Raw genomic sequence first — 13,741 nt, forward strand, 5'->3', positions numbered from 1 at the left:
GCCCCGGCCGCCGAGCGCGGGCGGCGCGCCCGCGGCGCCCACGCCCGCGTCCCGTACCCGGCGGGCGGCGGGCCCGGGGCCCCCGAGGACGGGCAGGCCCCGCCGGCGGCGGGCCCGGAGCAGGCCGCGTCCCGGCCGGTGCCGGTCGTCCGGACGAGCCCGCCCCCGGCGCTCTACAACCGGGTCGCCTCCCGGTCGGGCCTGCGCTGGTACTGCGTCATGCGCGGGCTGGTCGTCGCCGAGGAGTACACCTCGCGTCAGGCGCTCGACGTCCTCGGGACCGGAACCGGCCTCGCCGACCTGCTGTGCCGGCTGGTGTCGGCGGTCACCCGGGGGCGGCTGACGGCCGACCACAGCGAGGTCACCTTCGTCATCCGCAAGCCGGAGAACCGTTTCGCGCGGGTCATCTGAGCGGGGGCCGCGGGCGGCCCGGGCCGGGGCGGACGTGCGCGCGGCCAGGCCGGGGCAGTATTTTTCCTGCGAAAACCCTGCTCGCCATGGATGAGCCCGGCCGCCTCGCCGGGCGGGATCGGAGATCGCGGTGACCGCCGAAGCCGGCCTTCCCGACACGCTGCGCGACCTGCCCGCCTGGACCCCGGACCCGGTCGAGCTCGCCGACCTCGAACTCGTCCTCGCGGGGGTGTACCGCCCGCTGACGGGCTTCCTCGGCTCGTTCGACACCGCCATGGTGATCGCCGGAGGGCGGCTCGCGGACGGCACCCCGTGGCCGGTCCCGGTCACGCTGTCGGTCCCCAAGGAGCTGACCGGCCAGGAGCGGGTCGTGCTGCAGGACCCCGAGGGCGTGCCGCTCGCCGTGCTGCGGGTCGCCGAGGCGTGGCAGGACCCGACGACCCAGGGCTGGCGGCTCGCCGGGCCGCTGGAGGCCCTCCGCGCGCCCGCGCACGGACCGTTCCACCGCCTGCGCCGGCGCCCGGACGAGCTCGACGCGTTCGAGGGCGCCGTGCTCGCGGTGGCCACCCGCGAGCCCCTGCACCGCAAGCAGCTCGGCCAGCTCCGCCAGGTCGCCGAGCGGCTCGCCGCCAAGGTCCTCGTCCTGCCGCTGCTGGGCGGCGAGCACGACGAGTCCCTCGTCCGAGCGCTGCTCGGGGTCCGCAGGGAGCTGCCGGACGGCGCCCAGATCATTCCCGTGCCCCTGCCGGCGCGCGGCGACCGGGAGCGCGACGTCCGGCTCCGCGCGCACGTCGCCGCCGCCTACGGCGCCACCCACCTGCTCGCCGAGCAGGAGCTGGAGGGCACCGCCGTCCCGCTCGTCGTCCCGGAGCCGTGGGCCTACGACGCCGACGTCGAGGTCTGGCGGCCCGTCGCGCGCATCGAGCCCGACCACGTCCAGGCGGAGCTGACCCCCGAGCGGCTGGACGAGCTGCTGGACGCGGGCGAGCCCGTGCCCGACTGGTTCACCCCGCCCGCCGTGGCCGCCGAGCTGGCGCTGGCGCGCCCGCCGAAGCGCTCGCGCGGCATCACGGTGTTCTTCACCGGCCTGTCCGGCTCCGGGAAGTCCACGGTCGCGCGCGGCCTGGCCGACGCGCTGGTGGAGCGCGGCGGCCGGACGGTCACGCTGCTGGACGGCGACGTCGTCCGGCGGATGCTGTCGGCGGGCCTGACGTTCTCCCGCGCCGACCGCGACCTCAACATCCGCCGCATCGGGTTCGTCGCCGCCGAGATCACCCGGCACGGCGGCACCGCGATCTGCGCGCCGATCGCCCCCTACGCGGCCACCCGCGCCGAGGTGCGGCGGATGGTGTCCGCCGTGGGCGACTTCATCCTCGTGCACGTGGCGACGCCGCTGGAGGAGTGCGAGCGCCGCGACCGCAAGGGCCTGTACGCCAAGGCCCGCGCCGGGCAGATCCCCGAGTTCACCGGCATCTCCGACCCCTACGAGGAGCCGGACGACGCCGACCTGACCCTCGACACCTCGCGGCTGACGCCGGACGAGGCGGTCGCCCGGGTCCTCGACCTGCTGGTCGACGGCGGCTGGGTGCGAGCGGAATAACCCCTTCCGTCCCACTCGTACCCCCTTACCCGGTATTTCCGGATCCGGAGGGCATCACCTATCGTGTTAGCCATAATTCCTACATGACAGGTAGGTCATGCCGATGGACTTCGATTGGACGATGGCGCTCGGGTCGTTCCTCGTCGCCATCATCGTCGGGCTGACCGGCATGGGCGGCGGCGCGCTGATGACGCCGATGCTCGTGACGTTCTTCGGGGTGAGCCCGCTCGCCGCCGTGTCCAGCGACCTGGTCGCCGCCGCCGTCATGAAACCGGTGGGCAGCGCCGTCCACTACCGGCAGGGCACCATCGACATGCGGCTGGTCGGGTGGCTGTGCGCGGGCTCGGTGCCCGCCGCGTTCTCCGGAGTCCTGCTCGCCCGCGCGCTCGGGCACGGCGACTCCGTGGAGAACGTCATCGGCAAGGCGATGGGCGCCGCCCTGATGATCGCCGCGGCGGGCCTGGCGCTGCGCGGCTACCTCGCCTACCGGGGGCGCGCCGGCTCCGCCGGGGACGCCGACCGGTCCCCAAAGATCACGGTCCGCCCCGTCCCGACCGTGCTGATCGGCGTCGTCGGCGGCCTCGTCGTCGGCATCACCTCGGTCGGCTCCGGCTCCCTCATCATCGTCGCGCTGCTCGCCCTCTACCCGTCGCTCAAGGCCAACCAGCTCGTCGGCACCGACCTGCTCCAGGCCGTCCCGCTGGTCTTCGCGGCCGCCATCGGCCACCTGCTGTTCGGCGACTTCCGCATGGAGGTCACCGCCGCGCTGCTCGCCGGCTCGATCCCCGGCGTCTACCTCGGCTCCAAGATCTCCTCCCGGGCCCCGAGCGCCCTGATCCGGCGGGTGCTGGCCCTCGTGCTCGTCGCCTCCTCGCTGAAGATGTTCGGCGTCGCGCCCGTCCCGCTCGCCTGGACCATGGTCGTCCTCATCGCCGCCACGGTCGCCGCCTGGCTCGTCCTTCGCCACCGGGCCGCGCCGCACCGGGATACGCTCTCCTCTCCGGTCGTTTCCCCCGGCATCGCCGGTGCCCCAGGAGAGCAGAGCAGACGTGGACCCACGATGGCCGCATGACACCGTCGACGTCCTCGGTGTACGGGTCAGCCGCGTGGACGTCGCCCGGTTCCGCTCCTTCGTCGCGGCGGCCGTCAAGGAGCGCTCGAAGCTGACGGTCACCTTCGCCAACCCCGACTACGTGCTCAGGGCGCAGAAGGATCCGGGGCTGCGCGACCTGATGAACGGCTTCGACCTGAACCTCCCCGACGGCTGGGGCGTCGTTCTGGCCGCGAAGGTCTTCGGCCGTCCCGTCCCCGGCCGGATGGCCAACGACGACCTCACCGACGACCTGTTCGGCCAGCCCGCCGAGGAGGGCTGGCGCGTCTTCCTGTTCGGCAACGCGCCCGGCGTCGCCGAGGCCGCCGCCGCGAACGTCCGCGCCTGGTACCCGGGCCTGGACGTCGCGGGCACCCTGCACGGGCACTGGGCGGACGGGCAGGGCAGCATTCCCGCCGAGACCGCCGAGCGCCTCGTCGCCGAGATCAACGACGCGGCCCCCGACATCCTGCACGTCGGCCTCGGGACGCCCCTCCAGCAGCGGTTCGTCGCCGAGTACCGCGACCGCCTCACCGCACCGGTCGTCATCACGTGCGGCGCCTACTTCGAGCACCTCGCCGAACGGCGCGACTACTACCCCGCCTGGGTCCTGAGGCTGCGCGTGGGCTTCCTCTACCGCCTGGCGCGCGAGCCCCGCCGCCTTTGGCGCCGCTACACCGTCGAACTCGGCGCCTATCTCGCCCGGGTCCTCTACCATCGCCTGCGGCACGGCAGGGCGCCCGCCGACTGAGCGGGACGCCTCCTATGCCGCACTTTTCCGGAACCCCTACTCGTCCTCTAGCCATGTGGTAGGACAAGATGCCATCAGCGTCCCCGGCCGCTTCCCGGAGCACCTTCATGCGCCCCACCATCGCCCGCCTCACGGCCGCCGCGCTCGCGGCGCTCGCCGTCCCCGCCGCCGCGGGCACCGCCTCCGCCGACATCGCCCAGCCGGCGGTCGTCTCCGCCAACCCGGTGAACATCACCCCGCACGTGCTGGACGGCACCGTCCGCGCCATCACCACCGTCGGGAACTGGGTCGTCGTGGGCGGGAACTTCGAGGAGGTCCGCGAGGCCGGCAGCGGCAAGAAGACGATCAAGCGGCACAACCTGTTCGCCTACGACATCCGGACCGGGAAGATCAGCACGGCCTTCGTCCCGAAGGTCAACGGAACCGTCCACGCCCTGCAGCCCGGGTCCAGCGACTGGATCTACGCGGCCGGGACGTTCACGACCGTCAACGGCGTCAAGACCGGCACGGTGACCGCGCTCAAGATCTCCACCAACAAGGTCCACACCGGCTTCAAGCCGAACGTGAACTACCGGGTCTACACCATGGTGGTGCGCGGCTCCCGCCTCTACATCGGCGGCATGTTCACCAAGGCGGGCGGCAAGGCGCGCACCGGTCTCGCGCGGGTCGACAGGCTCACGGGCGTCGCCGACAACGCGTTCAACTTCACCGTCACCGAGCCGAGGTCGGGCGACCTCAAGGTGTACCGGATGGCGGTCGACCCCACCGACACCCGCATGGTCATCAACGGGACGTTCACCCGGGTGAACGGCCAGCGCCGCGTCCAGATCGCGATGATCACGCTGGGCAAGGGCACCGCGAAGCTGTCGACCTGGTCGACCGAGCGCTACTCCACCCCCTGCAACCTCGCCGCGTTCGACACCTACATGCGCGGCATGGACTTCTCCCCCGACGGCAAGTACTTCGTGGTCGTCACCACGGGCGGCCCCTACGGCCAGAGCCAGCTGTGCGACTCGGCCGCCCGCTGGGAGTCGTCCCCCACCGGGTCGGGGCAGAAGCCGACCTGGGTCAACTGGACGGGCGGCGACACGCTGCTGTCCACCTCGGTGACCGGCGCCGCGGTCTACGTCGGCGGGCACCAGCGCTGGCTGGACAACCCCTACGGGCACGACTCCGCCGGCCCCGGCGCCGTGTCGCGCCCCGGCATCGGCGCGCTCGACCCGAAGACCGGCAAGGCGCTGGCGTGGAACCCCACGCGGACGCTCGGCCACGGCGTCGAGACGCTGGTCGCCCACCCGAAGGGGCTGCTCGTCGGCAGCGACACCGACCAGCTCGGGCACGAGTACCACGGACGCCTCGGGATGTTCCCCGCGGGGTGAGCCGGCGGCTCCCATGAGATAAAGGGCGGGGGACGTTCTGCGGGAAGGGGCGGGGGCCTTGGTCCATCACGAACAGCGCGAGGTGGTCCGCGGCGGCCATCACCGCCCCGACGCGCGCCGCTCGCTGCCCGTCCCGCCGGACGGGCCGCGGCGGCGCGACCGGCGCCGCGGCCCCCGCCCGTTCTTCTACGTCACCTCCGCGGGCGCGCTGCTGGTCCTGGGCGGCTCGGGCGCGATCGCCCTGTCGGGGACCGGCACGGCCCACCACGCCCGGACGGCCGCCGCGGGCGCGAGCACGGTCGTCCCCGCCTCGGCCGACACCTACGTGGTGCGCGAGATGCCCGGCACGGCGTTCGGGGACGCGCGGAAGATCACCGCCTCCGCGTGGCCCGGCTGGCACACCGAGGCCTACGTCGCGTTCGAGGTGCCGCCCGGCACCCCGGCGGTCACCCGGGCCCGCGTGGAGATGACGTTCGACCGGTTGGAGAACCGGCCGCGGCGGGTCGAGCTGCGCACGCTGCCCGGCGCGTGGACGGAGGAGGGCACGTCCTGGGGCAACCGCCCGGTCGCCGGATCCGTCGTGGCGAGCGCCCCCGCCGGGTCGGGGGGCACGGTGTCCTTCGACGTGGGCCAGGTGGTGACCGGCCCCGGCCTCTACGCGTTCGCCATCACCGGCCAGGGCCCCCGGACGGCGGTCTCGCTGCGCTCACGGGAGACCGGCGAGGGCCCGCGCCTGCTCCTGCGGACCCGGCCGGGCGCGCCCCCGCCGACGCCGAGCAGGTCGCCGGAGACGTCCGGCACGGCGCTTCCCGCGCCCGGGCCCGAACCCACCTGGCAGACCCCGCAGCCGGTGAAGACCCCCGGCACGTCCCCCGCGGGCGGGCGGACGCTCTGCGGCCTCTCCCTCGAACTCCAGCCGGGTGAGACCTTCCAGAAGGCCCTCACCCGCCTGGACGCCGCCTACGGCGGCCTGGAGACCGTCCGGCTGTTCTACCAGGGCGTCCCGCCGGCGTGGCCGGGCAAGCCCGACACCGGGAACCGCCCGCCGATCATCTCGTTCAAGCTGGCGCCCAAGGACGTCCTCGCCGGCAAGTACGACCGGGAGATGACCCGCTGGTTCGCGACCGCGCCCCGCGACCGCGACCTCTACTGGGTCTACTACCACGAGCCCGAGGACAACATCGCCTCCGGCGAGTTCACCGCCGCCGACTACCGCGCCGCGTGGCGGCGGCTGCGGTCCCTCGCCGACAAGGCGGGCAACCCCCGCGTCCACGCCACCCTCGTCCTGATGGGCTGGAGCCTCGACCCGCTGTCCAAGCGCGACTGGCGCGACTACTACCCGGGCCGCGACGTCATCCAGGTCCTCGGCTGGGACGTGTACAACCTCGGCTGGAAGAAGGGCCGCTACGACGACCCGGCCACCATGTACGACCGCGTCGTCGCCGTCAGCAAGGGCGAGGACCTGCCCTTCGGCATCGCCGAGACCGGCAGCTACCTGGTCAAGGGCGACAACGGCGACAGGCGCGCCGCCTGGCTCAACGCCACCAACGCCTACCTCGCCAAGCACCGCGCCCTGTGGGTCTCCTACTTCGACCTCGACTGGAGCACCGGCGACTTCCGCCTCCTCGACACCCAGAGCCGCAAGGCCTGGAGCGACTTCTGCTGACGGCCGCACCCGCCGCCGACATGCCGCGCCCCCCGCCGGAGATCCGGCGGGGGGCGCGGCGCGTGCGGGTGACGCGTCCTACTTGCGGGCCAGGACGATGGTCCACATCGCGGCGCGGCTGGCGGCGTCGGTCGTCGCCGTCTTGCCGCCGTAGGCGCCGGTGGCGACCGTGCCGTTGCTGTCGGCGACCAGGGCCGTGATGCGGCCGCTGCCCGAGCCGATCCCGGTGCCGCGGGCCTCCACGCCGGCCGGGGCCGTCCAGGACGTGGTGGTGGACGACTTGTCCGCCCAGTACGTCACCACCCACGACCCGGCCGCGTCCACCTGGGCCGACGGGCCGGTGTGGTCGGTGACGGTGCCGGCGTCGCTGCTCTTCGCCACCGCCGCGACCGGGTCGGTGGCGTTGGTGCCCTCGTAGGCGAGCAGCCGGATGTCGGCCTTGGTGTAGGCGCTGAACCCGATGCCGACCTGCGTGCCGGCGTCACCGGCCTGGGCGACGCGCTTCCAGACGACGGACGTCGCGGTGCCCGCCGCCTGCGTGCCGACCTGCGTCCAGCCGGCCGGCGGGGTCGCCAGCGTCGCCTCGCTGCTGTTGAACGTCAGCAACAGGAGCATGCCGTCGCCGGGCTGGACCGCCGGCGGAACCTGCGCCGTGGCGGTCTGGACGTTGCCGTTGCCGCCCGCTCCGCCGCGGTAGCCGATGTTCACCTGGTTCGACGCGACCGTCACGTCCTGGGACCGGGTGCCCTTGCCGCCGCGGTCGTCGGTCACCGTCAGCTTGACCGTGTAGGTGCCGGCCGCGGCGAACGCGTGCTGCGGCGCGACGCCCGTGCCGGTGCCGCCGTCGCCGAAGTCCCAGGCGTAGGAGGCGATCGAGCCGTCGGAGTCGGACGAGCCGGCGGCGTTGAAGGTGCAGGTGAGCCCGTCGCAGTCGCCGGTGAACGCGGCGGTCGGCGGCTGGTTCGGCGTCCCCGCGTACAGGAAGACCGTCCGGCCGCGCCAGTCGGCGGTGCTGACCTCGGTCGGCGAGCCGGACGGCACTCCCGCCGCGGAGAACGCGACCCGGTAGAGCCGGCCGTTGCCGTTGTTGACGTAGTAGAGGTTCGCGCCGTTGACGAACATGCCGCCGACCGAGCTCCAGCTCATGCCGGGCAGGTTGCCCACCGCGGTGAACTCCTGCGCGCCGACGACGTTGCTCTCCGGGTTGAACGTCCGGTAGTAGAGCGAGGACTGCCCGCGCGTGTAGTAGATCCGGCCCTTGGCGAAGAACATGCCGGTGATGTTCGGCACCTGCGAGTGCCAGGTCGTCATGGCGGTGAGCTGGTCGGCGGTGTCGATGGTGGTCGGCGTGCCGAGCGCCGTGCCGTCGAAGGACCGGCGCCGGAACGCGCCGTCCGACGACCCGTAGAAGAGCTCCCCGTTGACCATGAAGGCGCCGCGCGCGGTGCGCCAGTCGACGCCCGCCGTGCCGTCGTCGACCGCGGCGCCGGCGGTGGTGCCGTCGAACGAGCGGTGCCTCAGGTAGTTGGCGGCCCCGAAGCCGATGCCGCCGCCGGAGTAGACGTTCCCGGGCAGTTCACCGGTGCTGTAGGCGGGGATGACCGCGCCCCCGGCCACGGGGAACAGCGCGAGCTTCTGGTGGAACTCGCCGCCGACGTTGTCGGTGTCGCTGCCGATCCACAGGCCCTCGTCGGTGGCCAGCATGTCGAAGACGCCGACGCCCTTGTCGCGGCCGGGGTTCCAGCTGAACGGCAGGCCGCTGACCGGGTCGAGCGCGACGATGCCCTCGCGCCCGACGGCGCCCTGGCCGGGGTTGTCGCCCGCGAACGGGTTGTTCGCCCACCGGAAGTGGCCGCCGGTGTAGACGGCCGTGTCGGTGATCTCCACGGCGTAGGTGGTGTCGCCCCCGGTGTAGTTCACCCAGGTCGGCTGCTGGCCGCCGCCGGAGGCGGCGCTCTCCCAGCGGGCCTGGGTGTCGCACAGCTTCGCGGAGCCGCCGTACGCGCCGGTGGTCGTCACCACGAAGTACGCGCCGTCGGGAGAGAACTCGACGTCGCGCATGTACGTGTCGAACGACTGCGAGCACTGGTCGGCGTAGCGGGTGGTGTCCCAGTTCGCGAGCTGGGCGGACGGGCCGGTGAGGTCCACCATGACGATCTGGCGCCGGGTGCTGCCCGCGACCGAGCTGAAGTTGCCGATGCCGACGAGCTTGGAGCCGTCAGGGCTGACGTCCATCTTGTAGATCTGGGTGACGCCGTCGCCGGTCTGGGTGCCGGTGACGTCGAGGTTCAGGAAGTCGTCGCGGGCCCCGGTCTGCGGGTCGAGGGCGGCGAGGGCCGGCCGCGCGACGCCGCCGACGGTCGCGAAGGTGCCGCCGACGTACAGCCGGCCGCCCGCCAGCCGCAGGTCGCGGACCTTGGCGTCGAACTGCGGGTCGAACGAGGCGATGGGGGCGCCGGTCTGGGCGTTGATCCTGGCGAGCACGAAGTGCCGGACGCCGTTGATCTGGCCGAAGCTCCCGCCGACGTAGATCGACTGGCCGTCGGGGGCGGGCAGCAGCGCGCTGGCCTCGCCCTTGTCGAGGCTGGGCGCGAAGTCGGGGTCGATGGCGCCGGTGGCGGCGTCGAAGGCGAACAGCCGGTTGCGGACCAGCGTCGGCTTGTTGGCCCCGGGCTCCTTCACCTGGGTGAACGAGCCGCCGACGTAGATCTTGCCGCCGATCTTGATGATCGACTTGACCTCGCCGTCCAGGACGTTCGGCGTGTAGTTCGCCGGGTCCGCGTTGACGACCTTGCCGTGCGCGGGCTCGGATCCCCTCTGGTCCGCGCTCGCCGGGGCGCCCGCGGCGAGGCTCCCCGTCAGCGTCCCCAGCGCGAGCACCGCCCCCACGGCCAGAGGCCCCCACCTGCGTCTGCCCATCGACCCCTCCGTGCAAGATAGAAGTAAGCCGCCATGTTCCTCGTGAAGGCACATAGCGCCGCGCAATCGTAGCCAGCGGGCAGCCGGGACCGCCGTTTGATCACTAACTATTCGGTTTCGGCCACCGGCCCGCCCGGTGATCGGCCTGCGGCAGGCCCCCCGGACGCGCCCCGGCGGGCACGCCCATCACGTCTCGCGAGGTACGCTGCGCACCTCGAAAGGACGCTTGCCGGGTCTCACCGGACGACCGGATCGCGTGGCCGAATTCGGCCATCATCCGCTGTCGCCCCTGGTAAGAGACAGGACGTCCTTCCATGGGCGACGTGCGTCCGGAACCGGACGGCGCGGTCCGCGCGCCCGCAGGCGCGTCCCACGGAAACGGAGCGGTGATTGGCCGGGATGCGAGGGATCGCGGGGAGCACACCTCTCGCGACGCCGCGGCTGCTGCCCTGGCGCCTGCGGCCGGGCTGGCCGCTCGCCGTCGCGCTCCTCGGCTTCCCCGTGTGGTGGATCCTCGGCCTGGCGAACATCGTGCTGCTGGTCATCAGCGTGCCCATGGCGATGACGCTGTGGCGGCGGCGCGGCACCCTGGTGGCGCCCGGCGGCTTCGGGACGTGGCTCTTCTTCCTGCTCTGGGTCGTGCTGGGCGTGCTGGTGCTGTGGGCCGACGCGCCCCTCGCCGAACCGGGCGGCGGGTTCAGCCGGCTCCTGGTGTACGGCTACCGGCTCGCCTGGTACCTGTCGTCCACCATCGTGCTGCTCTACATCGGCAACATGAGCGAGCGGGAGCTGCCGTCGGGCAAGATCGGCCGGCTCCTCGGCTACATGTTCATCGTGACGACCGTCGGCGGGCTGGTCGGGTCCTTCTTCCCCTCGATCCAGCTCACCTCGCCGGTGGAGATGGTGCTGCCGCACGGGCTGACCGCCAACTCCTTCGTCCGCGACATCGTCCACCCGAAGGTCGCCGACATCGAGTCGATCCTCGGGTTCGAGCAGTCACGGCCGATGGCGCCGTTCGCGTACGCCAACACCTGGGGCTCCGCCTACGCCTTCTTCCTCCCGTACTTCCTGCTGACCTGGATCGTCCGCGCCGACATGCGGCGCCGCGCGTTCGGGCTGGCCGTCCTCGCCGCGTCGCTGTGGCCCGTCGTGTACTCCCTGAACCGGGGGCTGTGGGGGGCGCTCGGCGCGATCGGCCTGTTCGGCGTCGCGAAGCTGCTCCAGGTCGGCGGCCCCCGCGTGATCGCCTGGACGGCCGGGATGGCCGCGGCGGGCGCGATCGTCGTGGCGCTGTCGCCGCTGCCCGGCCTCGTCCAGGACCGCCTCGACAACCCGCACAGCAACAACCGCCGCACGCTGCTGGCCGAGGAGACCACCCGCAGCGCCCTGAGCGGCTCCCCGCTGGTCGGATTCGGGTCCACCCGCAACGTCCAGGGCGACCTCGGCCAGGTGTCCGGCGGCGACAAGATCGGCTGCAAGGCGTGCGGCTCCCCGCCGCTCGGCACCCAGGGCCATCTGTGGCTCCTGCTGTTCGCCAACGGCGTCGTCGGGACGATCGCGTTCTGCGCGTTCTTCGCCGTCCGGTTCCTGCGGCACTGGCGGGAGCGCGGCGCGTACTCGCTGGCGGGCTGCGCCGTCCTGATCGCCTGCGGCCTGTTCATGATCACTTACGACATGGTGGAGGTACCGCTGTACACGGTGATGATCGCTGTGGGGCTGATGTGGCGGGCGAGCAGGGACGCCCGCGCCGAGGCCCGGCCGCGCGCCCGTGCCCGCGTCGCGGCGCCGGCCGACACCGCCGAGGCGGCGCCCGCCGGCACCGCCGAGGAGGCGTCGCTGTGAGCGCCCCGGAGGAGACGCGGGCCGCCTGGATCGCGGCGGTGCGGGACCTGTGGCCGGACGCGCGGGTGGAGGCCGTCGGACCGGGACGCTCCGAGGGGGCGCGCCGGGAACTGGCGTTCCTGCCGGACGCGGAGCGGCCGCGGCTGCTCGTCCCGGCGGGGATGCCGCGCGCCACTGCGGCCGCGCTGCGCCGCTACAGCCACGACCTCGGCCCGAAGCAGCGCGCCTCCCGCGGCCTGACGGCGGCGGCGGTGCGCACCGGCCTGCCGGAGCGCACGCTGCGCGACCGGCTCAGCATCACCGGCGGCGGCCCCTCCATCGAGGACCGGCTGGCGGAGCTGCTCGGGCGGCCGGTGGTGGTCAGCGTGGGGCTCGGGAGCGCCCGCGCCAACCGCAAGCCGATCCTGCACGTGCTGACGCCGCGCGGCGAGCCCGCGGCCTTCGTCAAGATCGGCGACACCGGCACGGCCCGCGCCCTCCTGGAGGGCGAGGCCGCCGCCCTCACCTACCTGAACGCCCACCTGCCCGCGCCGGGGCCGGGCGGGCGCCTGCACGTCCCGCGGCTGCTGCACCACGGCACGTGGCACGGCCTCGACCTGCTCGTCCTCGAACCGCTCCCGACCAGCGCGCTCGGCTGGCGCCCGCGGGGGCGGGCCCCCGTCTCGGAGATGCGGGCGCTGTTCGAGGTCGGCGGCGTCGAGCGGGCGCCGCTGCGCGCCAGCGCCTACTGGGAGGAGATGGCCGCGAGCCCCGGCCTGGTCCGGGACGAGCGGCAGCGCGCCGTCTTCGGCGAGGTCGTCGAAGGCGTCGGCAAGGCGCACGGCGACCTGGTCCTGGACTTCGGCGCCTGGCACGGCGACTGGACGCCGTGGAACATGGCCTGGCACCGCGGCGTGCTGCGCCTGTGGGACTGGGAGCGGTTCTCGCGCGGCGTCCCGAACGGGTTCGACCTGCTGCACTACCGCCTCCAGGAGGCGATGCGCACCGCGTCCGGGCCGCCCTACGCCGCCTGGCCGGACGGCGCCGCCGCCCTCCTGGAGCCGCTCGGGCCGACGGGCCCCGCCGCGGAGGCGACCGTCCGGCTCTACCTCCTGGAGCTGTGCCGCCGCTACCTGCTGGCCGCCCAGGAGCCGATCGGCGGGCCGCTGCGCGCCGACACCGAGCGGCTGCTGACGCTCCTGCACACCACTCCACCGGACACGCCCTCGGGAGGAACCCCGTGATCTCACGCCGTGACGCCCCTCCGTGGGTCAAGGAGGCCGGACGGGCCGCGACCCGCGCCGGAGGGCGGCTGACCTCGGGCGCCCGGATGCTGCCCGACTTCCTCATGGTCGGCACGCAGCGCGGCGGCACCACCTCGCTGTTCCGCGCCCTGGCCGCGCACCCGGCGACCGTCCAGCCCAACTTCCACAAGGGTGTGCACTACTTCGACGTCAACTACACGCGCGGCCTCGGCTGGTACCGGGGGCACTTCCCGGTCCGCGCGCTCGCCGAGCGCCGCGCCCGGGACGCCGCCCCCCAGGCGTTCGAGTCCGCCGGCTACTACATGCACCACCCGCTGGCGCCGGAGCGGATCGCCCGCGACCTGCCCGGGGTGAAGCTCGTCGTCCTGCTGCGCGACCCGGTGGTGCGGGCCTACTCCGCCCACAAGCACGAGCTGGCGCGGGGGTTCGAGACCGAGCCCTTCGAGCGGGCCCTGGACCTGGAGCCCGAGCGGCTCTCCGGCGAGATCGACAAGATCAAGGCCGACCCCGCCTACGTGAGCCACAGCCACCGGCACCACTCCTACCTCGACCGCGGTCGCTACGCCGAGCAGATCGAGCGGCTGTTCGCCCTCTTCGGACGGGACAGGGTGCACGTGGCGTTCGCGGAGGACTTCTTCACCGAACCCGAGCCCTGCTACGACTCCATCCTGGAGTTCCTGGGGCTGCCGGCCTGGCGGCCCGCGTCGTTCGAACGGCACAACGCGCGGCCGGGCTCCCCGCTGCCGGACCACCTGCAGCGCCGCCTGGCCGAGTACTACGCCCCCTGGGACGACAAGCTCGCCGCGCTCCTCGGCGCCGAGCCCGCCTGGCGGCGATGA

Annotated in this window: 9 protein-coding genes and 1 pseudogene; 9 read left to right on the forward strand and 1 reads right to left on the reverse strand. The window is 73.6% G+C overall.

The annotated features are described in order from the left end of the window. The 6 genes and pseudogenes from AB0C87_RS41515 to AB0C87_RS41540 all read left to right on the forward strand — a co-directional run. Nucleotides 1-411, forward strand: a pseudogene (locus AB0C87_RS41515) (hypothetical protein); the annotation flags it as partial. A 130-nt stretch (nt 412-541) separates the two neighbouring features. Further along, complete coding sequence (gene cysC, locus AB0C87_RS41520; RefSeq protein ID WP_360582057.1) at nt 542-2,011, forward strand: adenylyl-sulfate kinase; 1,470 nt, start codon at nt 542-544, stop codon at nt 2,009-2,011. A gap of 103 nt (nt 2,012-2,114) precedes the next feature. Beyond that, entirely contained in the window at nt 2,115-3,083 is a 969-nt protein-coding gene (locus AB0C87_RS41525; protein WP_360582059.1) for a sulfite exporter TauE/SafE family protein, read from the forward strand. Continuing rightward, complete coding sequence (locus tag AB0C87_RS41530; RefSeq protein WP_345173587.1) at nt 3,061-3,852, forward strand: WecB/TagA/CpsF family glycosyltransferase; 792 nt, start codon at nt 3,061-3,063, stop codon at nt 3,850-3,852. The genes AB0C87_RS41525 and AB0C87_RS41530 overlap by 23 nt, the downstream gene beginning before the upstream one ends. Before the next feature lie 107 nt (nt 3,853-3,959). Continuing rightward, nucleotides 3,960-5,231, forward strand: a complete 1,272-nt coding sequence (locus AB0C87_RS41535; RefSeq protein WP_345173585.1) for a hypothetical protein — start codon at nt 3,960-3,962, stop codon at nt 5,229-5,231. Between the two features lie 58 nt (nt 5,232-5,289). Further along, nucleotides 5,290-6,897, forward strand: coding sequence for a DNRLRE domain-containing protein (locus tag AB0C87_RS41540; RefSeq protein ID WP_345173583.1), 1,608 nt, complete (start codon nt 5,290-5,292; stop codon nt 6,895-6,897). 78 nt (nt 6,898-6,975) lie between these two features. Here AB0C87_RS41540 and AB0C87_RS41545 read toward each other — a convergent pair whose 3' ends face one another. Then, nucleotides 6,976-9,816 carry a PKD domain-containing protein gene (locus tag AB0C87_RS41545; RefSeq protein WP_345173581.1) on the reverse strand — a complete coding sequence of 947 codons (2,841 nt, stop codon included), beginning with the start codon at nt 9,814-9,816 and terminating at the stop codon, nt 6,976-6,978. Nucleotides 9,817-10,215: 399 nt separating this feature from the next. Between AB0C87_RS41545 and AB0C87_RS41550 the strand changes: the two genes are divergently transcribed. From AB0C87_RS41550 to AB0C87_RS41560, 3 genes are read left to right on the forward strand one after another with little or no spacing between them, the layout of a single operon-like run. Further along, nucleotides 10,216-11,658: a hypothetical protein gene (locus AB0C87_RS41550; RefSeq protein ID WP_345173628.1), complete on the forward strand. Its 1,443-nt coding sequence runs from the start codon at nt 10,216-10,218 to the stop codon at nt 11,656-11,658. Next, the gene (locus tag AB0C87_RS41555; protein WP_345173579.1) at nt 11,655-12,881 is read left to right on the forward strand and encodes a hypothetical protein; all 1,227 of its coding nucleotides are present in this window, start codon (nt 11,655-11,657) and stop codon (nt 12,879-12,881) included. Before AB0C87_RS41550 ends, AB0C87_RS41555 begins: the two co-directional genes overlap by 4 nt. After that, entirely contained in the window at nt 12,878-13,741 is an 864-nt protein-coding gene (locus AB0C87_RS41560; protein WP_345173577.1) for a sulfotransferase domain-containing protein, read from the forward strand. Before AB0C87_RS41555 ends, AB0C87_RS41560 begins: the two co-directional genes overlap by 4 nt.

It is taken from the genome of Actinomadura sp. NPDC048021, from assembly GCF_040653135.1.
In the GTDB taxonomy this organism is placed as follows: Bacteria; Actinomycetota; Actinomycetes; order Streptosporangiales; family Streptosporangiaceae; genus Spirillospora; species Spirillospora verrucosospora.